The 26379-nt window shown below is 41.7% G+C and carries 22 protein-coding genes; 18 read left to right on the top strand and 4 right to left on the bottom strand.

Annotated elements, in window-relative coordinates; all coding sequences use genetic code 11:
- Positions 1-46 precede the first annotated feature (46 nt).
- The 3 genes from MHI58_RS13910 to MHI58_RS13900 all read right to left on the bottom strand — a co-directional run bounded on the left by MHI58_RS13910 (position 47) and on the right by MHI58_RS13900 (position 1183).
- Positions 47-232, bottom strand: a complete 186-nt coding sequence (locus tag MHI58_RS13910; RefSeq protein ID WP_008346082.1) for a hypothetical protein — start codon at positions 230-232, stop codon at positions 47-49.
- Between the two features lie 109 nt (positions 233-341).
- Complete coding sequence (gene ytrI, locus MHI58_RS13905) at positions 342-845, bottom strand: sporulation membrane protein YtrI (RefSeq protein ID WP_007501718.1); 504 nt, start codon at positions 843-845, stop codon at positions 342-344.
- Positions 842-1183 carry a YtrH family sporulation protein gene (locus tag MHI58_RS13900; RefSeq protein ID WP_007501717.1) on the bottom strand — a complete coding sequence of 114 codons (342 nt, stop codon included), beginning with the start codon at positions 1181-1183 and terminating at the stop codon, positions 842-844. Before MHI58_RS13900 ends, ytrI begins: the two co-directional genes overlap by 4 nt.
- 137 nt (positions 1184-1320) lie before the next feature.
- On the opposite strand from MHI58_RS13900, the gene dnaE reads away from it, so the two are divergent.
- The 7 genes from dnaE to MHI58_RS13865 all read left to right on the top strand — a co-directional run bounded on the left by dnaE (position 1321) and on the right by MHI58_RS13865 (position 11749).
- Positions 1321-4656 (top strand): DNA polymerase III subunit alpha, encoded by a 3336-nt coding sequence (gene dnaE, locus MHI58_RS13895; RefSeq protein WP_368004328.1) that lies wholly within the window; start codon positions 1321-1323, stop codon positions 4654-4656.
- 141 nt (positions 4657-4797) lie between these two features.
- Positions 4798-6030: an NADP-dependent malic enzyme gene (locus tag MHI58_RS13890; protein ID WP_007501712.1), complete on the top strand. Its 1233-nt coding sequence runs from the start codon at positions 4798-4800 to the stop codon at positions 6028-6030.
- A gap of 305 nt (positions 6031-6335) precedes the next feature.
- Positions 6336-7211: an acetyl-CoA carboxylase, carboxyltransferase subunit beta gene (accD, locus tag MHI58_RS13885; protein ID WP_008346077.1), complete on the top strand. Its 876-nt coding sequence runs from the start codon at positions 6336-6338 to the stop codon at positions 7209-7211.
- Positions 7196-8173, top strand: coding sequence for an acetyl-CoA carboxylase carboxyl transferase subunit alpha (accA, locus tag MHI58_RS13880; protein WP_008346075.1), 978 nt, complete (start codon positions 7196-7198; stop codon positions 8171-8173). Before accD ends, accA begins: the two co-directional genes overlap by 16 nt.
- A gap of 339 nt (positions 8174-8512) precedes the next feature.
- A complete protein-coding gene (pfkA, locus tag MHI58_RS13875) occupies positions 8513-9472 on the top strand; it encodes a 6-phosphofructokinase (RefSeq protein ID WP_017358271.1) in 960 nt (319 codons plus the stop codon).
- Positions 9473-9499: 27 nt separating this feature from the next.
- The gene (gene pyk, locus MHI58_RS13870; protein WP_024718661.1) at positions 9500-11260 is read left to right on the top strand and encodes a pyruvate kinase; all 1761 of its coding nucleotides are present in this window, start codon (positions 9500-9502) and stop codon (positions 11258-11260) included.
- Positions 11261-11359: 99 nt separating this feature from the next.
- Positions 11360-11749, top strand: a complete 390-nt coding sequence (locus MHI58_RS13865) for an FxsA family protein (RefSeq protein ID WP_041506734.1) — start codon at positions 11360-11362, stop codon at positions 11747-11749.
- A 24-nt stretch (positions 11750-11773) separates the two neighbouring features.
- Here the strand turns inward: MHI58_RS13865 and ytvI are convergent, their stop codons facing one another.
- Positions 11774-12892 (bottom strand): sporulation integral membrane protein YtvI, encoded by a 1119-nt coding sequence (gene ytvI, locus MHI58_RS13860; protein ID WP_045034150.1) that lies wholly within the window; start codon positions 12890-12892, stop codon positions 11774-11776.
- Between the two features lie 100 nt (positions 12893-12992).
- Here ytvI and MHI58_RS13855 point away from each other — a divergent pair, with 100 nt between their 5' ends.
- The 11 genes from MHI58_RS13855 (at position 12993) to MHI58_RS13805 (ending at position 26367) form a co-directional block, all read left to right on the top strand.
- Positions 12993-13457, top strand: a complete 465-nt coding sequence (locus MHI58_RS13855) for a DUF441 domain-containing protein (RefSeq protein WP_007501699.1) — start codon at positions 12993-12995, stop codon at positions 13455-13457.
- 375 nt (positions 13458-13832) lie between these two features.
- Positions 13833-14951, top strand: a complete 1119-nt coding sequence (gene citZ / locus MHI58_RS13850) for a citrate synthase (protein ID WP_008346063.1) — start codon at positions 13833-13835, stop codon at positions 14949-14951.
- Between the two features lie 146 nt (positions 14952-15097).
- Positions 15098-16369, top strand: a complete 1272-nt coding sequence (gene icd / locus MHI58_RS13845; protein ID WP_024424789.1) for an NADP-dependent isocitrate dehydrogenase — start codon at positions 15098-15100, stop codon at positions 16367-16369.
- Positions 16370-16403: 34 nt separating this feature from the next.
- On the top strand, positions 16404-17342 hold the full coding sequence (mdh, locus tag MHI58_RS13840) for a malate dehydrogenase (RefSeq protein ID WP_007501693.1): 939 nt from the start codon (positions 16404-16406) through the stop codon (positions 17340-17342).
- Positions 17343-17529: 187 nt separating this feature from the next.
- Positions 17530-18258, top strand: coding sequence for a response regulator transcription factor (locus MHI58_RS13835; protein WP_007501691.1), 729 nt, complete (start codon positions 17530-17532; stop codon positions 18256-18258).
- Positions 18251-19993, top strand: a complete 1743-nt coding sequence (gene pnpS / locus MHI58_RS13830; RefSeq protein ID WP_041506737.1) for a two-component system histidine kinase PnpS — start codon at positions 18251-18253, stop codon at positions 19991-19993. The genes MHI58_RS13835 and pnpS overlap by 8 nt, the downstream gene beginning before the upstream one ends.
- A 254-nt stretch (positions 19994-20247) precedes the next feature.
- A complete protein-coding gene (gene polA, locus MHI58_RS13825; RefSeq protein ID WP_045034149.1) occupies positions 20248-22887 on the top strand; it encodes a DNA polymerase I in 2640 nt (879 codons plus the stop codon).
- A gap of 25 nt (positions 22888-22912) precedes the next feature.
- Entirely contained in the window at positions 22913-23746 is an 834-nt protein-coding gene (gene mutM / locus MHI58_RS13820) for a DNA-formamidopyrimidine glycosylase (RefSeq protein WP_017358266.1), read from the top strand.
- 174 nt (positions 23747-23920) lie between these two features.
- Entirely contained in the window at positions 23921-24553 is a 633-nt protein-coding gene (gene ytaF / locus MHI58_RS13815) for a sporulation membrane protein YtaF (RefSeq protein ID WP_007501684.1), read from the top strand.
- A 13-nt stretch (positions 24554-24566) separates the two neighbouring features.
- Positions 24567-25172: a dephospho-CoA kinase gene (gene coaE, locus MHI58_RS13810; RefSeq protein ID WP_024718656.1), complete on the top strand. Its 606-nt coding sequence runs from the start codon at positions 24567-24569 to the stop codon at positions 25170-25172.
- Positions 25173-25344: 172 nt separating this feature from the next.
- Entirely contained in the window at positions 25345-26367 is a 1023-nt protein-coding gene (locus MHI58_RS13805; RefSeq protein WP_008346043.1) for a glyceraldehyde-3-phosphate dehydrogenase, read from the top strand.
- The last annotated feature ends 12 nt before the right edge of the window (positions 26368-26379 follow it).

The raw sequence follows: 26379 nt of genomic DNA, 5'->3' as shown, positions 1-26379 counted from the left end.
AGGGGCTTCAAGTCCCCCTCTCTTTTTTTGAGCTTTGAGAAAAGGGTTACTTGGATACAGGGATAAACCAGCAGCCGATGTCAGTTGAATCTTCATAGGCTTGGAGATTTTGATGCTTTAATTCTTTTTTAATTAAATGGGCCATCATTTCTGTCTCAGCATAAGCACACATGCCGTCTTTAATCCGGCTTGCTTTGTCTCGTGCCATTTGACGATAGCTGTAAACCTCCATTGTTCTCACCTCTTTCTTATAATCATCTCGTTCTTCTTTTAGTGTATAAAAATAACAAGTGAAAAGCGATCATTGAGTGCAGAAATTCATAAAAATTCCACATCATCTATTATTCAGCAAAGGAAATACGTACTTCAAGCGAAAGCTTTGTATAGATGGTCAGTTCGGTGACTTTGGCGCGGTATGCCTTTTCTCTAATCGTATATTCTTTATTTTCCACGGTCCGTTTTAAGAGCTCTTTTGTTTTATACACACTTTCAATATCCTTTGTGATCACCTCTGAGATATCCTCTTTCACCTGATCTTCGAATTTCAAGGTATCTGGTTCCGGGATTTTGTACTGCTCACGGTTGACGAGGTGAACGTCTACGCTCTGAATAAGCAGACGCTGCTTATTGTCTTCATTTAATTTATGCAAATCTTCCCGATAGAGTGTGATTTGTTCTTTCAGACTGTCCATATGGTGCTGCTGGCTTCTGAGCAGTGTCACCTGCTTCTCCTGAAAGGTGCCATACGTAAAGAGAAAAATCAGCCAGCTGATAATTGCGCCGAACATCATCCCAGCAAAAAAACGCTGCCAGCCTGGACGTTTATACAGCTCAGGCACCCTCATGATGATACATGCTCCTGAGTGAGCCACGTAATCAGGAGATACCCCGTTTGCGCACCGCCCATAGCAGAGATAATGAGCAAGATCTGCTTGAAAATATCACGTGTGTTCCCTTCGAAAATCCCTCTTTCAAAACTATAGACCGCATCAAAAGTTCCACCGATTGCCGCAACAAGTGCCCAAATTTTTAAGCGGTTGGCAAGACTTGAAATAATTGATAGCGGGGGCTGACCAGATAAATATGCACCTACCCCGCCTATAATGGCACCGCCCAAAATAACCCCTAGTGCGATAAAATAACAGCTAATAAAGTTTGGAATAAAGGCTTCCTTCACATCCATTTTTCCCACCTCACTCTATTCAATATATGGCGAATGCTGGACAAGTATGAACGAGCGGAAAAGAAAGAACATTTGTTTCTCACCGCATCGCGATTTATAATGAAAGAATGAATTTAGACGAAAGGAGTGGATTAAGCATGTCCTATGTTCATCTTCAGGTGCACAGTGGATACAGCTTGTTGAGCAGTGCAGCGAAGGTCAAGGAGCTCGTATTAAAGGCGAAAGAACTTGGCTATCAAGCGCTCGCTCTTACCGATGACCATGTGATGTATGGAACGGTTGAATTTTATAAGGAATGTAAAACACATGGCATCAAACCGATTATCGGTTTAACAGCTTCTGTCTTCATAGATGAACAAGAGACAGAGGCTTATCCTTTGATCCTCCTTGCCAAAAACAATGAAGGCTATCAAAACTTGATCAAAATTAGCAGTGTCTTGAAATCAAAGTCAAAAACCGGCCTGAAAGAGAAATGGCTGAAAGCCTATCATCATGGCCTTATTGCCATCACACCAGGCGTATCCGGCTATATTGAAACGCTGCTGCAACATGATCAGCTAGATGAAGCAAGGGATGCAGCCAGCCATTTAAAAGATCTTTTTGGTGAGGAACATGTGTATTTAGCCGTTCAGCCGTTTCAGCAGGACGAAGAGCTGTCTCATAAGCTCAGGGAACTCTCAAAAAGGGCGAACATCCCGCTTGTGGCAACAGGTGACGTCCACTATATCCATCAAGAGGACAAAACCGCATATACATGTTTAAAAGCCATTAAAGCAGGCCAGCAGTTATCAGAAATTGAGGAAGACCAAGCAAACAAGCATTTCAGATCGATCGAAGAAATGATGAAGTGGTATGGTGATGATCCAGAATTGCTGGCAAGAACGGTTGAGATTGCAAACCGCTGCGAGGTCGATTTAAATCTTGGCCAGACGAAACTGCCAACCTATCCGACGCCTGATCAATCAACAGCTGATCAATTTTTACGAAGAGTGTGCCAAGAAGGCATGAAACGAAGACAGATTGCTTCAAATGACACATATATCAAAAGGCTTGAGTATGAGCTGAGCATCATTCAAAAAATGAATTTCAGTGATTATTTCCTCATTGTGTGGGATTTTATGAAGTATGCTCATGATCATGGCATTGTCACAGGTCCTGGCCGGGGATCAGCAGCAGGCTCTTTAGTTGCGTATGTTCTGTTTATTACAGATGTCGATCCGATCCGTCACGGGCTTTTATTTGAGCGTTTTTTAAATCCTGAACGAATCAGCATGCCAGATATAGATATCGATTTTCTTGACACGAGAAGAGATGAAATCATTTCATATGTAAAAGACAAATATGGGGATATGCATGTGGCGCAAATTGTCACGTTTGGAACACTTGCCGCAAAGGCAGCTTTAAGAGATGTCGGACGTGTGATGGGAATTGATTCAAAAGCAGCAGACCGCCTTGCAAAGCTCATCCCATCAAAGCCAGGGACGACACTGAAAGAAGCGGTGACAGTCTCCTCAGAATTAAAAACACTGCTCCAGCAATCTGAAGAGCTGCAAAGAGTGTTTCAAACCGCTTTAAAGGTAGAAGGATTACCAAGACATACGTCAACACATGCAGCCGGCGTTGTCCTAAGTGAGGAGCCGCTCACACAAGTCGTGCCTATTCAAGAAGGGCATGATGGAGTGTATTTGACGCAATATGCGATGAATTATTTAGAAGATCTCGGTCTTTTAAAAATGGATTTTTTAGGTTTGAGAAACTTAACATTAATTGAATCCATTAAAAACCAGATTGAAAGACAGGAAAACGTCCACATTAACTTTAGTGACATTTCATATGAAGATCAAAAAACGTTTGATTTGTTATCAGCGGGAGATACAACGGGGATTTTCCAGCTGGAGTCACAAGGTATGCGTCAGGTGCTGAGACGACTGAAACCTTCTAGTCTAGAAGATATCGTGGCTGTCAATGCCTTATACCGCCCGGGGCCGATGGAGAATATCCCGCTCTTTATCGACCGAAAGCATGGCAGAGTGAAAGTCTCCTACCCGCATCCAGATTTGTATGACATCTTAAAGGATACATATGGGGTCATCGTCTATCAGGAGCAAATCATGCTGATTGCAGCAAAGATGGCAGGCTTTAAGCTGGGCGAGGCCGATCTACTAAGAAGAGCCGTTTCAAAGAAGGATAAAAAGGTGCTTGATGAAGAGCGAAGCCATTTTGTTGAAGGATGCCTAAAAAAGGAGTATCCTGTTAACATTGCAAATGACGTTTATGACCTAATCGTCAAATTTGCAAACTATGGTTTTAATAGAAGCCATGCTGTTGCATATAGCATGATCGGCTTTCAGCTTGCTTATTTAAAAGCGCATTATCCGTTATATTTTATGTGCGGTCTTTTAACGAGTGTGATTGGAAATGAAGACAAAGTGGCTCAATATTTCTATGAGGCAAAGGAAAAAGGGATATCGGTGTTGAAGCCTTCTATTAATAAGAGCGAATTTCCATTCACGGTTGAAAAAGGGGAGATCCGCTACAGCTTAAGAGCGATTAAAAATGTCGGAGTGTCAGCTGTAAAGGATATATACAGAGCAAGACAGGAAAGGCCATTTGAAGATTTATTTGATTTTTGCGCAAGGGTATCAACAAAGAGTGTCAACCGAAAAACGATTGAAGCCCTCATTTTCTCAGGGGCAATGGATGAGCTTCATCCAAATCGTGCTTCGTTATTAGCATCGATAGATATTGCGTTAGACCATGTGTCATTTTTAACACCTGAGGATCAACTGGACTTTCTTGGGGATACAACGTTCTCCATTAAGCCAAAATATGCGGAGATAGACGAACTGCCGCTTGTTGATCTCCTGCAATTTGAAAAAGAGGCACTCGGGTTATATTTATCAAATCACCCTGTACAAGCGTATCGAGATCGCTTAAGAGAGAATGGTGCGGTGGAAATCATCAGACTTTCTTCCTATATAAAGCGAAAGATCTCAATGGGTGGTCTTTTGACAAAGGTGAAATCGATTCGGACAAAAAATGGACAATCGATGGCATTTGTCACATTCGGGGATGAAACGGGAGAAATGGAAGGTGTCGTCTTTCCAGAGCAATTTAGAAAGCTGTCCCCCTTACTTGAGGAGGGCGCAATGCTTTATGTTGAAGGCAGAATAGATGTCAGAAATGAGAGCAGTCAAATCATCGTGCAAGAAGCTGTTCTACTGGAAGAGATGGGCTCTAAAAGAAAAGAATCTGTCTACATTCGAGTCAAAGAAGAGAACCATACGCAGGAGCTGCTAGAACAAGTGAAGCGAGTGATCTCCATGCACAGCGGAGAAGCAGATGTCTATTTGTATTATGAAAAGCAAAAAAAGACGATGAGACTTCCAGATGCATACAAAGTTCATGCAGATCATGCGGTCATTTTCCAGTTAAAAGAGCTTCTAGGTGAACAAAACGTTGTGATTAAATGATGACAAATCGTCTGAATATGTTTTACAATTTCACCTATTGTGTTATCATTTTAAAGATTCTGTGTATTTAAACTGCCAAGTATGTGCTTATCAACTTAGCAATTCATTAAATCATTTTCCACTTGAAGGAGTGTTCATCACATGTCATTAAGAGAAGAAGCATTACATATGCACAAAGAGAATCAAGGCAAACTCGAATCAAAATCAAAGGTACAAGTGAAAAATGCGAAAGACTTGAGCTTGGCTTACTCACCAGGTGTGGCAGAGCCATGTAAAGATATTTATGACGACACAAGCAAAGTGTATGATTATACAATGAAAGGCAATATGGTCGCTGTTGTCACAGACGGAAGTGCTGTATTAGGGCTTGGAAACATTGGGGCAGAAGCATCTCTTCCAGTAATGGAAGGAAAAGCTGTCTTATTCAAAAGCTTTGCAGGTGTTGATGCATTCCCAATCGCGCTTGCAACAAACGATGTAGACAAAATCGTTGAAACAGTGAAGCTTCTTGAGCCGACGTTTGGCGGCGTGAACCTTGAAGATATTGCAGCACCAAACTGCTTTATCATTGAAGAGCGTTTGAAAAAAGAGACAAACATTCCTGTTTTCCACGATGATCAGCACGGGACAGCGATTGTAACAGTAGCAGGACTTGTGAATGCACTGAAGCTGTCTGGAAAATCAATGTCTTCAATTAAAGTGGTTGCAAACGGCGCTGGAGCAGCAGGAATTGCGATTATCAAACTTCTTTATCATTTCGGTGTACGTGATATCATCATGTGTGATACAAAAGGCGCTATTTATGAAGGCCGTCCGAATGGTATGAATGCAGTGAAAAATGAAGTAGCTAAATTCACGAACCAAGATCGTAAAGAAGGTTCTTTAGAAGAAGTGATTGAAGGCGCAGATGTCTTTATCGGCGTTTCAGTAGCAGGTGCTTTAACTAAAGAAATGGTTGGAAAAATGGCAAAAGATCCTGTCATCTTCGCAATGGCGAATCCAAACCCAGAGATCATGCCAGAAGATGCACATGCAGCAGGTGCAAGTGTTGTAGGAACTGGCCGTTCTGACTTCCCGAACCAAGTGAACAACGTCCTTGCATTCCCTGGTATTTTCCGCGGGGCGCTTGATGTACGTGCGACACACATTAACGAAGAAATGAAAATTGCAGCTGTTGAAGCGATTGCTTCCCTTGTATCAGATGAAGAATTGTCAGCGGAATACGTTATCCCTGCACCATTTGATGCACGAGTAGCGCCAGCGGTAGCCAAAGCAGTGGCGAAAGCAGCAATGGAAACGGGCGTTTCAAGAATCAAAGTAGACCCAGAAGCTGTTGCAGAAAAAACAAGAAAATTAACGATTATCGGCGAGTAATCGAATTGGAAAAGTGTGCACGTTCTTTCTGAATTTGGAGGAAAAACGTGCACCATTTCCTCTCTTACACGAAATTTTTTTCATCCTAAATGAGATTTTTTTGTAGACGTTCACAATTCACATATACCAACTACTCAGCGCCCCAAACCTATACTCATTTCTCATCAATTCCCCACTGAAAAAATTGAATGAAGGATGACAGCGTTTGACAAAAAAAGTACAATAGTTTCGGTACAGTTATGACATGTCCTATAATAGTGGATGTGCGTGTAAAGAAAAAACCCTTCAAAAAGGGAGGTAGTCATTTGTCAATCAAGAATATTTTCAGTAAAAAGAAAAAATATGCATCTGTACCCTCTGAACAGGCAAGTCAAGATGTGCCTGAAGGCATCATGACCAAATGTCCGCAATGTAAAAAAATAATGCTCACCAAAGAACTAGATAAAAATTTACGTGTTTGCATGAATTGCGGCAGACATTTGCAAATGAATGCAAAACAACGTATTGAAAGCCTTGTAGACGAAGGCACATTTGAAGAATTTAACGGTCACCTCATTTCTGAGAATCCGCTCGGTTTCCCAGGCTACGAAGAAAAGCTTCAGAAAGACAGAGAAAAAACATCTTTGAATGAAGCCATCGTAACAGGAAAAGGTGAAATTAAAGGTCAAAGTGCTGTCATTGCTGTCATGGATGCCACGTTCCGTATGGGCAGCATGGGCTCAGTCGTTGGTGAAAAGATTACATTAGCTATTGAGAAAGCAAAAGCGGACAAGGTGCCATTTATCATCTTCACTGCATCTGGAGGAGCAAGAATGCAAGAGGGGATTCTTAGTCTGATGCAGATGGCAAAAACAAGTTCAGCATTAAAGCTGTTCAGCGAGGATCAAGGTCTGATTATCTCTGTGATGACCAATCCGACAACTGGCGGTGTATCAGCTAGTTTCGCGTCTCTCGGTGATTACAACTTTGCAGAGCCTGGTGCATTAATTGGTTTTGCTGGTCGCAGAATCATTGAACAAACCATTCGTGAAGACCTACCAGAGGACTTCCAAACGGCTGAATTTTTAATGAAGCATGGTCAGTTAGATGCTGTGATTCACCGTGCAGAAATGAAAGAAACATTAGGCCAAATCTTAGCATTACACAGCACAGGAGGTGAACGAGAGTGGCTGGAGAACTAGAATTTGAAAAACCTGTCATTGAACTTCGAGCGAAAATTGATGAATTGAAAAAGTTCACACAAAACTCAGAGATGGATTTAAGTGCGGAAATTGAGCGCCTTGAAACGCGTCTGAGTAAGCTTGAAACAGACATTTATACAAATTTAAAGCCTTGGGACAGAGTACAAATTGCTCGTCATGCGATGCGCCCAACAACTCTCGATTACATTCAAGAGCTGTTTGATAACTTTTTCGAATGTCACGGTGACCGTTTTTATGGCGACGATGAAGCCATCGTTGGAGGAATTGCTACGTTTAAAGGACTTCCTGTCACAGTCATTGGTCATCAGCGCGGAAAAGACACAAAAGAAAACTTGCGCCGTAATTTCGGGATGCCGCATCCAGAAGGTTACCGTAAAGCATTGCGCTTGATGAAACAAGCAGATAAATTTAATCGTCCAATCATTTGCTTTATTGATACAAAAGGAGCTTATCCTGGTAAAGCAGCTGAAGAACGCGGGCAAAGTGAAGCAATTGCGAAAAACCTTTTCGAAATGGCAGGACTTCGTGTACCGGTTGTCTGTATTGTCATTGGAGAAGGCGGAAGTGGCGGAGCACTAGGCTTAGGCGTAGGAAACCACCTATTTATGCTAGAGAACTCAACATATTCAGTGATTTCACCTGAAGGTGCAGCAGCACTGCTCTGGAAGGACTCATCACTTGCGAAAAAAGCTGCAGAATCAATGAAAATTACCGCTCCAGACCTAAAAGAATTAGATATTATAGATGATGTTATTAAAGAAGTGCAAGGTGGAGCACACCGAGACGTGAAACAACAAGCAGCCTACATTGAAAAAACATTAAAACAGTCACTTACATCTTTGCTCAAACAATCGCCTGAAGAATTAGTCGAACAAAGATATCAAAAATACAAAGCAATCGGCAAAGTATCGATTGAAAATCAATATATTGGGGTAAACTAAATAAACGTACAGCCTTTTGGCTGGCGTTTATTTTTTTCGTCTTTTTTCATCAAAACGATCTGATGTAAGCGCTATTTGAAAATAATTTTCTTTTGTTTTCATAAAATTTGAAACGTCTGAAAACGTTGATTTGACAAGGTTTATAGCACTTGAATCAACTATTTTTTGAACAAAGTGCTTTCATGACTTTCTTAACTTTTGTTTAAAAACATTTTATTTAATTGTATAATAAGTACGGTTTTAGAAATTCGTATTGAAAACATCCGGTTTTGCTCATGATTGTTTTCAAGCAGTGGAAATGGTATGTTTAATTCATATATGGTCTCTGAGGTGAAAAAGATGAAGCGTATAGGAGTTTTAACGAGCGGTGGGGATTCCCCAGGAATGAATGCAGCTGTGCGCGCAGTTGTAAGGAAAGCAATTTACCATAATGTAGAAGTTTACGGTATTTATAATGGATATTCAGGTCTAATTAACGGTAAAATTGAGAAACTCGAAATAGGTTCAGTAGGCGATATCATTCATCGTGGAGGAACAAAACTTTACACGGCAAGATGTCCTGAATTCAAGACAGTTGAAGGTCGTGAAAAAGGGATTGAGAACTTAAAAAAATTCGGTATTGAAGGACTTGTTGTCATCGGTGGAGATGGCTCATTCATGGGAGCGAAGAAATTAACAGAGCTCGGTTTTCCATGTGTAGGTGTCCCTGGCACGATTGACAATGACATTCCTGGTACTGATTTCACTATTGGCTTTGATACAGCACTAAATACAGTCATTGATGCCATTGATAAAATTCGTGATACAGCCACATCTCATGAACGTACATACGTAGTGGAAGTAATGGGAAGACATGCTGGGGATATTGCCCTTTGGTCAGGTCTTGCAGGCGGAGCTGAATCGATTTTGATTCCTGAAGCAGACTATGACATGGACGAAATTATTGCCAGATTGAGAAGAGGACATGAGCGCGGCAAGAAGCACAGTATCATCATCGTCGCAGAAGGCGTAGGTAGCGGTGTCGAATTTGGTAAGAGAATTGAAGAGGAGACAAGCCTTGAAACGCGTGTATCTGTCTTAGGACATATTCAACGTGGAGGTTCTCCAAGTGCGTTTGACCGAGTGCTCGCAAGTCGCCTAGGAGCGTATGCAGTAGAACTTCTTCTTGAAGGAAGAGGCGGACGCTGTGTAGGCATTCAAAGCAACGAACTCGTTCATCACGATATTTTAGACATCTTAGATAAAAAGCATACAGTCGATCAAAATATGTACCGACTTTCACAAGAGCTCTCTATATAAAACGAGAAGACCTTAGGAGGAACAGTAATGAGAAAGACAAAAATCGTTTGTACAATCGGTCCAGCAAGTGAAAGCATTGAAAAGCTGACTGAATTGATTGAAGCAGGAATGAATGTAGCCAGACTAAACTTCTCTCATGGAGATTTTGAAGAGCATGGTGCACGTATTGAAAACATTCGCAAAGCAGGTAAAACTTTAGGCAAGGACATTGCGATCCTTCTTGATACAAAAGGTCCAGAGATCCGTACACGCACAGTTGAAAACGGCTCAATTGAGTTAGTTGCTGGTGCTGATCTTATCGTGAGTATGGAAGACATTGTGGGAAACACTGAAAAAATCAGTGTGACGTACGAAGATTTAATTCATGATGTAGAAGTGGGCTCAACCATCTTATTAGATGATGGTCTGATTGGTCTAGAAGTAAAAGAATTAAATAAGGACCGAAAAGAAATCGTCACAAAAGTAATGAATACAGGCACACTGAAAAATAAAAAAGGTGTCAACGTACCGGGTGTGAGTGTGAACTTGCCGGGTATTACAGAAAAGGATGCCAATGATATTCTGTTTGGAATTGAACAAGGTGTCGATTTCATCGCAGCTTCTTTTGTAAGACGAGCTTCTGATGTTCTTGAAATTCGTGAGCTACTTGAAAAGAACAACGCAGCTGACATTCAAATCATTCCGAAGATTGAAAACCAAGAGGGCGTTGATAACATCGATGAAATCCTTGAGGTATCAGATGGACTAATGGTCGCTCGTGGAGATCTTGGTGTAGAGATTCCGGCAGAAGAAGTACCACTTGTTCAAAAAATGCTAATCAAAAAATGCAACCGTTTAGGCAAGCCTGTCATCACAGCAACTCAAATGCTGGACAGCATGCAGCGAAACCCGCGTCCAACTCGTGCGGAAGCAAGTGACGTGGCAAATGCTATTTTTGATGGTACAGATGCGATCATGCTATCTGGTGAAACAGCAGCAGGAACATATCCAGTTGAAGCTGTGCAAACGATGCACAACATTGCCTCACGTTCAGAGGAAGCACTTAACTATAAAGCAATCCTTTCTCGCAGAAGCGAAGAAGTAGAGGTCAGCATTACAGATGCAATCGGTCAATCTGTTGCGCACACAGCTATGAAGCTTGATGTGGCAGCGATTGTGACACCTACTGAGAGTGGTCATACAGCAAGAATGATTTCAAAATATAGACCTAAAGCACCAATCGTTGCAGTCACAGCAAACGAATCAGTAGCAAGAAAGCTATCTCTCGTATTCGGTGTATTTGCGAAGAGTGGATCAAATACGTCATCTACTGATGAAATGCTAGAGAATGCAGTAGAAAAATCTATTGAATCTGGCTATGTAAGACATGGCGACTTGATTGTCATTACAGCTGGTGTGCCGGTTGGAGAAGCTGGTACAACGAACTTAATGAAAGTGTATGTTGTCGGTGACATCATTGCGAAGGGTCAAGGAATTGGCCGCAAATCTGCATTTGGACCGGTTGTTATTGCACAAAGCGGAAAAGAAGCAGAGGAAAAAATGTACGATGGTGCGATTCTTGTCGCAAACTGCACAGATCGTGATATGATGGGTGCTTTAGAAAAAGCGTCTGCCCTTATCACGGAAGAAGGCGGTCTAACAAGCCATGCAGCAGTCGTTGGGCTTAGTCTTGGAATTCCAGTCATTGTCGGTCTTGACAGTGCCACAACACTTCTAAAAGAAGGCGAAGAGATTACAGTAGATCCAGCACGCGGAGCGATCTACAAAGGCCGTGCAAGCGTCCTTTAAATCACACACGAGGGGAGTTATCTGACTCCTCTCTTTTTTTATGTTACACTAAAAAAAGTAAACAGCTTTCGATGAAAGAGACCCCATGAGGTGATATGGTTGAAAAAATATTTTCTACTATTATTGATTCTGTTCCCGGCAGTGGAAATTAGTTTATTTTTAATCTCAAGTAACATCATTGGTATTTTACCAACGATGCTATTCATTGTGCTAACAAGCGCATTAGGTGCTTACTTTGCAAGGAAACAAGGAATAGAAGCATTTCAGAAAGTGCAGCGAGATTTACAGTATGGCAAAATGCCAGGGGCCACCATTGTCGATGGCTTCTGCATTCTGATTGGCGGGTTGCTGCTGCTCATACCTGGATTCCTTTCTGATCTGATTGGGACTGTGCTGCTCATTCCCATGACAAGAAAACGGATCAAACCGCTCTTTGAGCGCTGGCTTAGAAATATGTCCAATCGCAAACGCTATACGATTATACGCTAAAGAGACCTTCGCATCAGGTCTCTTTTACTTTTGCGCACCATACCGAATGTACTGATAAAGGTCTCTGAAAACCCCTGCATTACGAAACGCCTGCCAAACGACAAGAGAAGCGGGACCGAGTGCAAGTCCAAGAAAACCAAAGCATTTTAACCCGACAAACAGCGCCACAAGTGTTGCTAAAGGATTAAGACCGATTGATTTACTTAAGACTTTTGGCTCTGATATTTGTCTTTGAATGAGCACCACAATATACAAAATGCCCAGTCCAATGGCGAGTGAAAGATTTCCTGTCATCGCGGAGTAAATGATCCACGGAAGAAAAACGGTGCCACTCCCGATGTAAGGAAGTAAATCAACTAGACCAATACATAGAGCGATCACAATCGCATGCTCGACCTTTAAGATGAAAAGTCCAATCAGCACGATCCCAATGGTCATGGCAACAAGGAGAAGCTGGGCTTTCATAAAGCCAGAAATGGCTTTTTTGATTTCAGATAAAATGGCACGTGTATGAAGCATCCATTTGGCGGGAAAGATACGAGAACCATATTTTTTTAACGTAAACCAATCTTTTGTGATAAAAAAAGTCGCTAGTGCGGAAAATAAAAGCGTCGCTGCTGCATCAGGCAAAAGACCTAAAAAAGCTGGAATGAATTCAAGAGTTTTTGAAAGGAAAGTCCCGATTTTTGCCGCTGCTTCGTCACCAAGTGCTTGGATTTGTCCTAAAATCGATTCCTTTTGACCTGCTTGAAGTGTATTAAATTGAGCAGTCAAATCATGATATAAAGGCAAAATCTGATCTGTGAAAAAACGTTCCACGATCCCAATCAGTTGATCAAGATGACCTGGCAGGACCTTTGCTAAATAAGCACTTCCTGAAATGATTTCCGCCACCAAAAGTGTCATGAATCCAGCTGCTGCCACTAAAAAGAGTAATAACACAATGATGACAACAAAACCTCTTGGCATCCCGGTCATGTTTTCAATTTTGCATACGGCTGGATGAATCAAACACGACACGGCAAATGCAATCCAAAATGGATATAAAAACGGAAAAGACTGATATAAAAAAACAACCGCACAAACGGCGATGCTGAAAATCATCAAACTTCGCAAAAAAATGGCCACATAAGTGTGATTCACACAATCCCCTCCAAAAAACAAGCATGTCCGATACTTCATTTTATTCAAAAAGATTAGTAATATGAAAAGGTCGCAATAAAAAGAAAGAAAGGAGCGGCGTATGTTTACTCAAGCAAATTTGTTTTTGGTTCTTTTACTCGTTATTGCACTTATTGCAAAAAACAATTCGTTAATTTTAGCGGTCTCTGTGCTGATTGCCATTAAGCTGATTGGCCTGGATCAAAAAATATTCCCGGTTCTGCAATCAAAAGGTATCAATTGGGGTGTTACGGTCATCACGATCGCTGTGCTTGTACCGATCGCAACAGGGGACATTGGATTTAAACAACTTGGAGAAGCGATGAAATCTTCCTATGCTTGGATAGCTCTTGGAGCGGGTATATTAGTAGCATTAATTGCAAAAAACGGCATTGTGCTACTCGAAAACGATCCGCATATCACAGCGGCACTTGTATTCGGTACGATTTTGGCAGTCAGCTTATTCAAAGGTGTGGCTGTTGGCCCGCTGATTGGTGCTGGAATTGCCTATTTAGCGATGCAAGCAGTGAAATTTTTCAGCGGTTAAAAAGAGAGTGGCTCATGCCACTTTCTTTTGATTTTTTTTCTGGCGTGAGCTTTTGCAAAAAAACATAATTAAATATATTAAAAGAAGCAAAATCCCTTTATTCCATGCCCGAACCGGAAGGCTGGAAAAAAAAATATCAAAAAAAATTATAGTTAAACATTTAACAAATGTCTGATTATTGTTTATAATGGGAATAGGCTTAATTTTGAACTCATTGATCAAACACGAGATATGAGGCTAAAAGCGCTCTAACCGTATAGGTAAATGTAAGCATTTTCTTTTCTAAACCTGCCAGCCTATTTTGGTTGGATAGCGCTTTCAAAAAGCGAGAATTTTGCAACGAAGGGGAATCTTTTTAAAAAGGGGAGATTGAACATGACAGCAACAAGAGGTCTTGAAGGTATCGTGGCAACAACTTCATCCGTAAGCTCAATTATTGATGATACTCTTACTTATGTAGGGTACAATATCGATGATTTAACTGAAAAAGCGACTTTCGAAGAAATTGTCTACCTGTTATGGCACTTAAAGCTGCCGAATGAGCAGGAGCTAAGCGAGTTAAAGCAGCAGCTCAATGAAAATGCTCATATTCCGCAAGAGATCATTGAGCACTTTAAATCTTATTCGCTGGATGGGGTTCATCCAATGTCTGCGATTCGTACAGCGGTATCCTTATTAGGTTTACTTGATGACGAATCAGAGATTATGGACAAAGAAGCGAATTACAGAAAAGCCATTCGCTTACAAGCGAAAATTTCTGGACTTGTCGCTGCATTCTCACGTATTCGAAAGGGACTTGAGCCTGTACAGCCAAAAGAAGAATACAGCTATGCTGCAAACTTCTTATATATGCTAAACGGCGAAGAGCCTTCACCAGTAGAAATTGAAGCGATTGATAAAGCGCTCATTCTACATGCGGATCACGAATTAAACGCATCGACATTTACAGCACGTGTATGTGTTGCTACACTATCAGATATCTACTCTGGTGTAACAGCGGCTATCGGCGCATTGAAAGGACCACTTCATGGCGGCGCAAATGAAGGCGTAATGAAGATGTTGTCAGAAATTGGCGAAGTTGAAAACGTAGATTCCTATATTCATGGTAAGCTAGAGAAGAAAGAGAAAATTATGGGCTTTGGCCACCGCGTTTACCGCCAGGGTGACCCGCGTGCAAAACATTTAAAAGAAATGAGCCAGCGCTTAACAAATCTCACAGGCGAGCCAAAATGGTATGAAATGTCTGTACGTGCAGAGGAAATCGTGACATCAGAGAAAAATCTTCCACCAAATGTTGATTTTTATTCTGCTTCTGTCTATCACAGTCTTGGGATTGATCATGACTTGTTTACACCAATTTTCGTGATCAGCCGATTCTCTGGATGGATTGCTCACATTTTAGAGCAATATGACAACAACCGTCTGATCCGTCCAAGAGCTGACTATATTGGACCTGATCTTCAAACGTTTGTTCCGATCAGTGAAAGAGACTAATGTTTATAGAATAGCGGAGGCTGATCCATCTAAACCAATCAGCCTCCATATCAACAAAAAACGAATCACGTGAAAAACTTCTTGGCTTGCAGACATCAAGCTTGGAAGTTTCAAATATTCACTACATAACCTGGGAGGTAATATCATTGTCACAAGGCGAAAAAATTACAGTTACTGGCGGCGTATTGAATGTACCAAATAATCCAATTATCCCGTTTATCGAAGGGGACGGAATCGGTCCTGACATTTGGAAAGCAGCATCAAGAGTTCTTGAAGCAGCTGTAGAAAAAGCATATAAAGGTGAAAAGCAAATCACTTGGAAAGAAGTATATGCAGGTGAAAAAGCTTACAATAAAACTGGCGAGTGGCTTCCAGAGCAAACACTTGAAGACATTCGTGAATATTTAATCGCGATCAAAGGACCACTGACAACACCAATTGGCGGAGGAATCCGTTCATTGAACGTGGCACTAAGACAAGAGCTTGATTTATTCACATGCTTACGTCCAGTTCGCTGGTTCAAAGGTGTACCATCTCCTGTGAAACGTCCAGAAGACACAGACATGGTCATCTTCCGTGAAAACACTGAAGATATCTATGCAGGAATCGAGTATGCAAAAGGATCAGACGAAGTGAAGAAGTTAATCGACTTCTTGAAAAACGAATTAGGTGTGAATAAAATCCGTTTCCCAGAAACATCAGGTATCGGAATCAAACCAGTTTCTGAAGAAGGAACATCTCGTCTTGTCAGAGCAGCGATCCAATATGCGATTGACCAAGGCCGTAAATCTGTGACGCTTGTTCACAAAGGAAACATCATGAAATTTACAGAAGGAGCCTTCAAAAACTGGGGCTACGAAGTGGCTGAAAAAGAGTTTGGCGACAAAGTCTTTACATGGGCACAATATGATCGTATTGTAGAACAAGATGGAAAAGATGCGGCAAACAAAGCGCAAAGTGAAGCAGAAGCTGCTGGCAAAATCATTGTCAAAGACAGCATTGCAGATATTTTCCTTCAACAAATTTTAACTCGTCCAGCTGAGTTCGATGTTGTCGCAACAATGAACTTAAACGGAGACTACATCTCTGATGCACTTGCAGCACAAGTTGGTGGAATTGGTATCGCACCTGGTGCAAATATCAACTACGAAACAGGACACGCTATTTTTGAAGCGACTCACGGAACAGCACCGAAATATGCTGGTCTTGATAAAGTGAATCCATCTTCTGTTCTTCTATCAGGCGTGCTTTTACTTGAGCACCTTGGATGGCAAGAAGCTGCTGATCTAGTGATTCAATCTGTTGAAAAAACAATTGCATCTAAAGTCGTCACGTACGATTTTGCTAGATTAATGGATGGTGCAACAGAAGTGAAATGTTCTGAGTTTGCTGACGAGCTCATCAAAAACTTGTCTTGATTCTTAAACTTTAAAGTTAAAGGGGAAAAAGGAAATGGCAAACAAGCGTAAAAAAGTATCTGTCATCGGAGCAGGCTTTACTGGAGCAACTACAGCATTTCTAACAGCTCAAAAAGAATTAGCGGATGTCGTATTAGTGGATATCCCTCAGCTTGAGAACCCGACAAAAGGGAAAGCACTTGACATGCTGGAAGCAAGCCCTGTTCAAGGCTTCGATGCGAATATTACAGGAACTTCTAACTACGAAGATACAGCCGGTTCTGATGTCGTGGTCATTACGGCAGGAATTGCAAGAAAGCCGGGAATGAGCCGTGACGACCTCGTGTCAACAAATGAAAAAATCATGCGCAGTGTGACACGTGAAATCGTTAAATATTCTCCAGAAGCGATCATTGTTGTGTTAACAAACCCTGTTGATGCAATGACATATGCAGTTTATAAAGAATCAGGATTACCAAAAGAAAAAGTCATCGGACAATCAGGAATTCTTGATACAGCACGTTTCCGTACGTTCGTTGCTCAAGAATTAAACCTATCTGTGAAAGATGTGACGGGCTTTGTTCTTGGCGGACATGGGGACGACATGGTGCCTCTTGTACGTTACTCTTATGCAGGCGGTATCCCGCTGGAAACATTAATTCCTAAAGAGCGAATTGATGCAATTGTTGAAAGAACAAGAAAAGGCGGCGGTGAAATCGTCAACCTATTAGGTAACGGTAGTGCGTATTATGCACCTGCTGCTTCACTCGTAGAAATGGTTGAGGCGATCTTAAAAGATCAACGCCGCGTCATGCCGACGATTGCATACCTTGAAGGTGAATATGGCTACGAAGGCATTTACCTTGGAGTTCCAACAATCGTAGGTGGAAACGGCCTTGAGCAGATCATCGAGCTTGAGCTGACAGAAGAAGAAAGAAGTCAGCTTGACCGTTCTGTTGAATCTGTAAAGAACGTCATGAAAGTATTGTCTTAATATGAATAAAAAAGAAGGCTTCTCGTATGAGGAGTCTTCTTTTTGTTTACAAAGTCAATCTTGTCGAAATTTTAAATTGTTCTCTTGTTAAGCTTTCGTTAAAATGAAAGAGAAAGCATGACTTCTCGCTTTTCACATAAGATACAAAAAACCGGATGCAGGGGAAATCACTAATTGGAGGCACAACATGAATAAAAAAATATTAGTTGTGGATGATGAAGAATCAATTGTAACACTTCTAAGCTATAACCTTGAAAGGGCGGGCTACGATGTCGTCACAGCAAGAGACGGAGAAGAAGCGCTTGAAAAAGCAGCAAGTGAACAGCCTGATCTGATTGTGCTTGATTTAATGCTTCCGAAAATGGACGGCATTGAAGTGTGCAAACAACTGAGAATTCAAAAAATGATGTTCCCTATTTTAATGCTGACAGCAAAGGACGATGAATTTGATAAGGTGCTCGGTCTTGAACTTGGAGCCGATGATTACATGACAAAACCTTTCAGTCCTAGAGAAGTGGGTGCTCGGGTAAAAGCCATTTTGAGAAGAGCACAGCAATCTCAGCCGGCTCCCGTGCAAGAAGAGAAGGAAGAGATCATTGCAGACCAAATCAAAATTGGAGACCTGCGCATTTTACCTGAACATTACGAAGTCTATTTCCAAGAAGAACGTCTAGAGCTCACGCCAAAGGAATTTGAACTGCTTCTTTATTTGGCTAAGCATAAAGGCCGTGTCCTTACGCGTGATCTATTGTTAAGTGCGGTTTGGAATTATGACTTTGCAGGTGATACTCGTATTGTGGATGTGCATATCAGCCACTTGCGGGACAAAATTGAAAAGAACACGAAAAAACCAACATATATTAAAACCATTCGAGGCTTAGGCTACAAATTGGAGGAGCCAAAGCCAAATGAGTAAAGTGAGAACCCGCCTTTTTTCTGGGCTCATTTTTCTCCTGTTTATTGTGTTTGTTGCGCTTGGTCTTTTCTTGGATCATATGTTTCATATTTTCTATGAAACAAAATTAACCGAACGAATGGAAAAGGAATCGAGTTTTCTTCTTTCTTCTATGAATGTTGAAGATTTGAATGCGGAGCAAAACAAGAAGATTCTCAATCAAGCAAAGCAGCATCTCGATATGAATGCGTCGATTGTGGACGTGAAGGGGAATATCATACATACAACGGGTCAAGCAGAACAAAGGGCTGTCATTTTAAACACACTGAAAAGTGAGCAGCTCCAAAAAACAGGAACGTTCATTGAGGATGAGAAGGATGCGCTGTTTCATTATGCAGTTCCAATGATGAAACAAAACGAACCGGCGGGATATTTATTTCTTCATGCTTCATTCCAGCCTTTGAATGAGATTGACGGCCAGCTCTGGCTTGCATTAGCCTTTTGTCTTGGTTCGGCCATCATTATCATCGTCTTTTTTGGCTATCGCATGTCGATGAAGTATGTAAAGCCGATTGATTATGCCACAAAGGTGGCCAAACAGCTTGAACGAGGGAACTATGATACAAATAACTATGAAGAGCTGATCATTGAAACAAGTGAACTCAATACATCAATGAAGCGTCTGGCAGAAAGTCTTCAAGACATGACAAGCGCTGGCGAAATGCAGCGAGATCGTCTGCAAACAGTCATTGAAAACATTGGAGCAGGGATTATTTTGATTGATAAAATGGGCTATATTCACTTAGTCAATCGAACATTCCGCAAGCAATTCAAAGTGCAAAAACACATTTATATGCACAAGCTGTATCATGAAGCCTTTACCCATGAAGAGATTATTGAGTTAATAGACGAAATTTTCATGACAGAAACCAAGGTCCGAAAGTTTTTACGTCTCGCTGTTGACATCGAGCGCCGTTATTTCCAAGTCGATGGTGTCCCGATCTTAAGTACAGACGATGAATGGAAAGGGATTGTTCTTGTCTTTCATGATGTGACAGAAACAAAGCAGCTAGAACAGATGCGAAAAGACTTTGTCGCTAACGTGTCACATGAATTAAAGACACCGATCACGTCAATTAAAGGCTTTTCTGAAACACTTCTGGATGGTGCCATTGACGATAAAGAAGCGCTGACACAATTTTTGTCCATCATCCTAAAAGAGAGTATTCGTTTAGAAACGCTCATCCAAGACTTACTTGATCTCTCGAAAATTGAACAGCAGCATTTTAAGCTGAATATTCAAGAAGCCAATGCGACAGAAATCATTCAAGAGATTGAAGTGCTGCTAAAACAAAAGGCTGCTGAAAAAGGCATTGACCTACAAGTGCGTGTCCCGAAAGAGCCGGTCTATGTCATGGCAGATCCGCTGAGATTAAAACAAATTTTCCTCAACCTGATCAATAATGCCCTCACCTATACACCAGAGGGAGGAAGTGTCACGATCACAGCAAGACAGAGGAAAGACAGCTATGAATTTGATGTAGCAGATACAGGGATCGGTATGAAAAAGAGTGAGATTCCAAGAATATTCGAGAGATTTTATCGAATTGATAAAGATAGAAGTAGAAACTCAGGCGGTACAGGGCTTGGTCTTGCCATTGTCAAACACCTTGTCGAAGCACATGAAGGAACGATTTCTGTTCATAGCAAACAAGGCAAAGGGACGACGTTTACCGTGAGTTTAAAGTCAAAATAGAGAAGAATGGAAAGTGGCGTTAAAATTTACATGATCTTTACAATGAATTCATGTTTTGTTAATCAATCATTGGTAGGATGAATAGGAACCCCTTCATCCAAGGAGCCAATTTTGGAAGGACGAAAACACTTGTTGTTTTCGTCCCTTTTTTATGCAGGCTCGTCTATTTTCTTTTCAAAATAAACTTTGATAAAATGAACATACAATGTGCGAAAGAGACGGCTGAGCCGGCTCAGTCGATGGAGGATTAAAAGATGACAGATCAAAAGAAATTAGTACTTGTGGATGGAAACAGTCTCGCTTATCGAGCCTTTTTTGCTTTGCCGCTATTATCCAATGATAAAGGCGTACATACAAATGCCATTTATGGCTTTGCGATGATCTTAATGAAGATGCTTGAAGACGAGAAGCCGACTCATATGCTCGTAGCATTTGATGCGGGTAAAACCACCTTCCGTCACGAGACCTTTAAGGAATATAAAGGCGGAAGACAAAAAACTCCGCCAGAACTATCAGAACAAATGCCGTTCATCCGTGAGCTATTAGATGCTTATCAAGTGAAAAGGTACGAGCTTCCGCAATACGAGGCGGATGACATTATCGGCACACTGGCTGTAGAGGCAGAAAAGGACGGCTTTGAGGTCAAAATCTTCTCAGGAGATAAAGACTTAACGCAGCTTTCAACAGACCATACAACAGTAGCCATTACGAAAAAAGGCATCACAGAAGTAGAATATTACACACCGGCCCATATTGAAGAGAAATACGGCCTCAGACCAGATCAAATCATCGACATGAAAGGGCTGATGGGAGACTCATCAGACAATATCCCTGGCGTGCCTGGTGTCGGTGAAAAAACAGCGATCAAATTACTAAAGCAGTTTGAAAGCCTTGAAAATCTGCTTGATCATATTGACGAAGTCAGCGGGAAAAAGCTAAAAGAAAAGCTTGAAGAATATAAAGAACAAGCGGTGATGAGTAAAAAGCTGGCGACGATTCTCGTAGAAGCACCAATAGATGTGTCAAGCAAAGAGCTCGCCTATGAAGGTCCTCACATGGAGCAGGTCATCTCGCTTTATAAAGAACTGGGCTTTCAAACGCTGCTAGAGCGTTTAGGAGAAGCGCCAGAATCAGATGAACCAGTAGAAATAGACGAACTAGACGTAAAGAAAATGACAGATGTCACGGAGGACATGCTGACAGATCACGCTGCACTTGTGGTAGAACAGCTAGGAGACAATTATCACGAAGCCGATTTGATAGGGTTTGCGATCCATAATGAGAACGGTGCATTTTTTATGACAAAAGAAGATGCTCTTCAATCTGAAGCGTTTAAACAATGGGTACAGGATGAAACGAAGAAGAAATGGGTCTTTGATTCCAAAAGAGCGGTTGTTGCGCTCAGATGGCATGATGTTGATCTTAAAGGTGTCGATAACGATGTCCTGCTCGCTTCCTATGTGGTCAATCCGCAGAAATCCTATGAGGACGTTGCAAGTGTGGCGAAGGAATATGGCCTGAACATAGCCCTTTCCGATGAAAAAGTTTACGGAAAAGGAGCGAAACAGGCGATTCCACCTGAAGAAGAGCTAAAAGACCATCTTGGAAGAAAAGCAGCAGCGATCTCTGCGCTGCATGATTTGACCCTTGAAGCGTTAGAAAAAAATGATCAGCATGAGCTGTATGAAGATTTAGAGCTGCCTCTTGCCCTCATCTTAGGTGAAATGGAATCTCTTGGGGTAAAAGTGGATGTTGAACGTCTTCAGAAAATGGGTGAAGAACTCACGAAGAAGCTGAAGGAATATGAAGAAACCATTCATCGGTTAGCAGGAGAAACATTTAACATCAATTCACCGAAGCAACTTGGTGTGATTTTATTTGAAAAATTAGGACTGCCGGTTATCAAAAAGACCAAAACAGGCTACTCTACGTCTGCGGATGTCCTTGAAAAGCTTGAAGACAAGCACGAAATTATTCGGTCCATTCTGCATTACCGTCAAATAGGAAAGCTGCAATCTACTTATGTGGAAGGCTTAATGAAAGTGACGCGCAAAGATACGCATAAAGTGCACACAAGATTTAATCAGGCACTTACACAAACAGGAAGATTAAGCTCAACAGACCCAAACCTTCAAAACATCCCGATTCGTTTAGAAGAAGGCCGAAAAATTCGTCAAGCGTTCGTTCCGTCAAAAGAAGGCTGGCTCATGTTTGCAGCTGACTATTCTCAAATTGAGCTGCGTGTACTCGCGCACATTTCTCAAGATGAGAACTTGATTGAAGCCTTTACGCAAGATATGGATATTCACACGAAAACAGCCATGGATGTGTTCCATGTCTCAGAAGAAGAAGTGACTTCCTCTATGAGAAGACAGGCCAAAGCTGTCAACTTCGGAATCGTATATGGAATTAGTGATTATGGACTGTCTCAAAACCTTGGGATTACAAGAAAAGAAGCAGCGGCCTTCATTGAACGTTATTTAACAAGCTTTAAAGGCGTGAAAACCTATATGGAGGACATCGTGCAGGAAGCAAAACAAAAAGGGTATGTGACCACGCTTCTTAAACGCAGACGATATATCCCAGATATCACAAGCCGTAATTTTAATGTGAAAAGCTTTGCGGAAAGAACGGCAATGAACACACCGATCCAAGGCAGTGCTGCCGATATCATCAAAAAAGCGATGATTGATATGGCACGAAAGTTAAAAGAAGAGAATCTGCAGGCAAATCTGTTATTGCAAGTGCACGATGAACTGATCTTTGAAGCGCCAAAAGAAGAAATCGCCATATTAGAAAAAATCGTCCCTGAAGTCATGGAAAACGCACTTCAGCTCGATGTGCCACTAAAAGTCGATTTCGCTTCAGGTCCATCTTGGTACGACGCAAAATAAAGAGAGAGAAAAAGGAGCGAGGAGCATGCCGGAATTACCAGAGGTTGAGACCGTCCGGCGCACTCTTCAGCGGTTAGTCAAAGGAAAAACGATTGAAACGGTCGATATCAAATGGCCAAATATCATCAAACGTCCTGGGGAACCGGAAGAGTTCGCTAGAAGGATGGTAGGAGAAACCATTCAAACCATTGAAAGAAGAGGGAAGTTTCTACTCTTTCATTTAGACCACTATGTGATGGTCTCCCATTTAAGAATGGAAGGGAAATACCGTGTACATGAAACTGGTGAGCCTTATGATAAACATGTACACGTCGTCTTTACGTTCACAGACGGTACCGAACTTCGGTACCATGATGTCCGTAAATTTGGGACGATGCATCTATTTCAGCCAGGCGAAGAAGAAAAAGAACTTCCGCTATCACAGCTGGGATATGAACCTTTTTCAGACTCATTTACACCAGAATATTTATGGGAGCAATTAAAGAAAACCTCCCGCGTGGTCAAAACGGCTTTACTTGATCAAAAAATCGTGGTTGGCCTTGGTAATATTTATGTAGATGAAGTGCTGTTTAAATCAGGCATTCATCCAGAAACAAAAGCGAATCAGCTAAGTCTTGCATCTTGCAAGGTGCTCCACAAACATATTATTGACACGCTTCAAGTGGCTGTTGATGCAGGAGGTAGCACCATTCGCTCCTACATCAATTCACAAGGTGATATTGGGACTTTTCAATTACAGCTTCTTGTATATGACCGGCGGGGAGAACCTTGCCAGACGTGCGGCAGTATCATAGAGAAAACAGTGGTGGGAGGGCGCGGCACTCATTTTTGTGTGACCTGCCAAAAACGCCCTTCATAAAGGTAAGCCGTCAGCATGCTTCCTTTTTGCCATGCATACGATAAAAAACATTCTTTTTTCAGCAAGGTGTAGACTGACACACAGCCCACCTGCTCTTCATATAGTGAAGAAGAGTCTAAGGACGCCTAGAGACTCTTGATCATCGTTGCATGAACAGAAAGGAAGAGTACAGGTATGATTTCGTTTTCGCTTCTGTTTTTAGCTATTGCCGTCAGCATTGACAGCTTTTCTGTAGGTTTTACGTATGGTCTTCGCAAGATGAGGATTCCATTTAAAGCCATCGTTATTATTGCTTGCTGTTCAGGAATTGTGTTGCTCATTTCCATGCTGATTGGCAGCCTGCTCACGACATTCCTCCCTGTCTCAGTGACAGATAAACTGGGTGGAGGCATCTTAATTGCCATCGGACTTTGGGTTCTGTATCAATTTTATAAACCAGCGAAAGAGCGTGATTTGCTCCTTCATGAAAAAACACTTCTCAATGTAGAAGTGCAGTCTCTTGGGCTTGTCATTCATATTTTGCGAAAGCCTACAAGCGCAGATATTGACCGCTCTGGCACCATTAATGGAATGGAAGCGGTGCTTCTTGGAATTGCTTTATCCATCGATGCATTTGGTGCAGGGATTGGTGCAGCGATTCTTGGTTTTTCTCCAATTGTCATGAGCATCACGGTCGCTGTGATGAGTTCTCTTTTTGTATGCATCGGACTGCGTGCGGGTCATTATTTGGCCAATTGGCGCTGGATCGATAAACTCGCATGCTTACCAGGGCTGTTACTCATTTTAATTGGGGTGTGGAAGCTGTAAAGGAGGAAACGAATTGACGCTCGTCATTGGATTAACAGGCGGGATTGCTAGCGGAAAAAGCACAGTCTCGCAGATGATAAAAGAGAAAGGCATTCGGGTGGTGGATGCTGATATCATTGCAAAAGAAGCGGTTTCTAAAGGATCGGCTGCCCTTCATCAAATCGTTCAAACTTTTGGTGAAGAGGTTCTTCTGCCAAATGGTGAACTGAACCGGCAGCAGCTTGGAGCGATCATTTTTTCTGATGAAGAGAAAAGAAAAAAGCTCAATGCCATCGTTCATCCTGAAGTCAGAAAGGAAATGCTCGAGCAGCGTGATGAAGGGGTGAGCAACAATGAAACATTCGTTGTGCTTGATATCCCGCTCCTATTCGAGAGCAAGCTGGAAGGGCTAGTCGACCGCATCATCGTTGTGTACACGACGCCTGAATTGCAGCTGTCGCGGCTCATGAATCGAAACGACCTGAGCGAGGAAGAAGCACTGAATCGCATTCACTCCCAGCAGCCTCTTGAGGAAAAGTGCCAAAAAGCAGACCGCGTGATAGAAAACACAAAAGATCTTGCTTTTATTAGAAAGCAATTAGAGAACATATTAAACGAATGGGAACATACAGATAAGTAAGAGTACATACAGTACTCTTCTTTTTTTATGCTTTTTTCGTCAATTTCATTGCAAAGAACAGCCCTTTTTTGAAAATATACGTTTATATACTGGCAATTACATTCTAATGTGATATACTAATTTCATAAATAAATTTATTGAGTATAACACATAATAGAGGAGTGACCTGTTCATGAAGGTAAAAGCAGCGATTAATGGGTTTGGCAGAATTGGACGCATGGTCTTCAGAAAAGCAATGCTTGATGATCAAATTCAAATTGTAGCGGTGAACGCAAGCTATCCTGCCGAAACGCTAGCACATTTAATTAAATATGACACAAATCATGGACGTTACGAATGCGATGTGACAGCAGAAGATGACGCGTTGATTGTCAATGGCAAAAGAGTGCTTTTGCTCAATAATAGAGACCCAAAGCAGCTTCCATGGGGAGAGCTTGGGATTGATATCGTGATCGAAGCAACAGGGAAATTTAATTCAAAAGATCAAGCGATGGGCCATATAGATGCCGGAGCGAAAAAGGTCGTACTCACAGCTCCAGGTAAAAATGAAGACGTTACAATTGTAATGGGTGTCAATGAGGATGATCTTGATCCTGAAAAGCACGTCGTTATTTCAAACGCATCTTGTACAACAAACTGCTTAGCACCAGTTGTCAAATTGTTAGATGATGAATTTGGCATCGACAACGGCTTAATGACAACGGTTCATGCTTATACAAATGATCAAAAAAATATCGACAACCCCCACAAGGATTTGCGCCGGGCAAGAGCATGTGCCCAGTCCATCATTCCAACGACGACGGGTGCCGCTAAAGCGCTTTCTTTAGTGCTGCCGCACATGAAAGGGAAATTACATGGACTTGCACTTCGAGTGCCAGTTTCTAATGTATCGATGGTTGATCTTGTGGTCGACTTGAAAAAAGATGTTACAGCAGAAGAGGTCAATGCTGCCTTTGCAACGGCTTCAAAAACATCTCTTGCTGGCATATTAGACTACACAGATGAACCACTTGTCTCCACAGACTTTAACACAAACCCTTATTCTGCTGTCGTTGATGGACTTACAACGATGGTGATGGAAGGCAGAAAAGTAAAAGTTCTTGCATGGTATGACAATGAATGGGGCTATTCTTGCAGAGTGGTTGATCTTGTAAAGTTTGTTGGTTCCCAGATGAAAGAGCTTTCAGCTGTTTGAAATGAAGAAGAC

Source organism: Bacillus sp. FSL K6-2869 (assembly GCF_040869405.1).
Lineage (GTDB): Bacteria > Bacillota > Bacilli > Bacillales > Bacillaceae > Bacillus > Bacillus altitudinis.
Note: the sequence above shows the minus strand (reverse complement) of the source record. Positions and strands in the feature narration are given on the sequence as shown.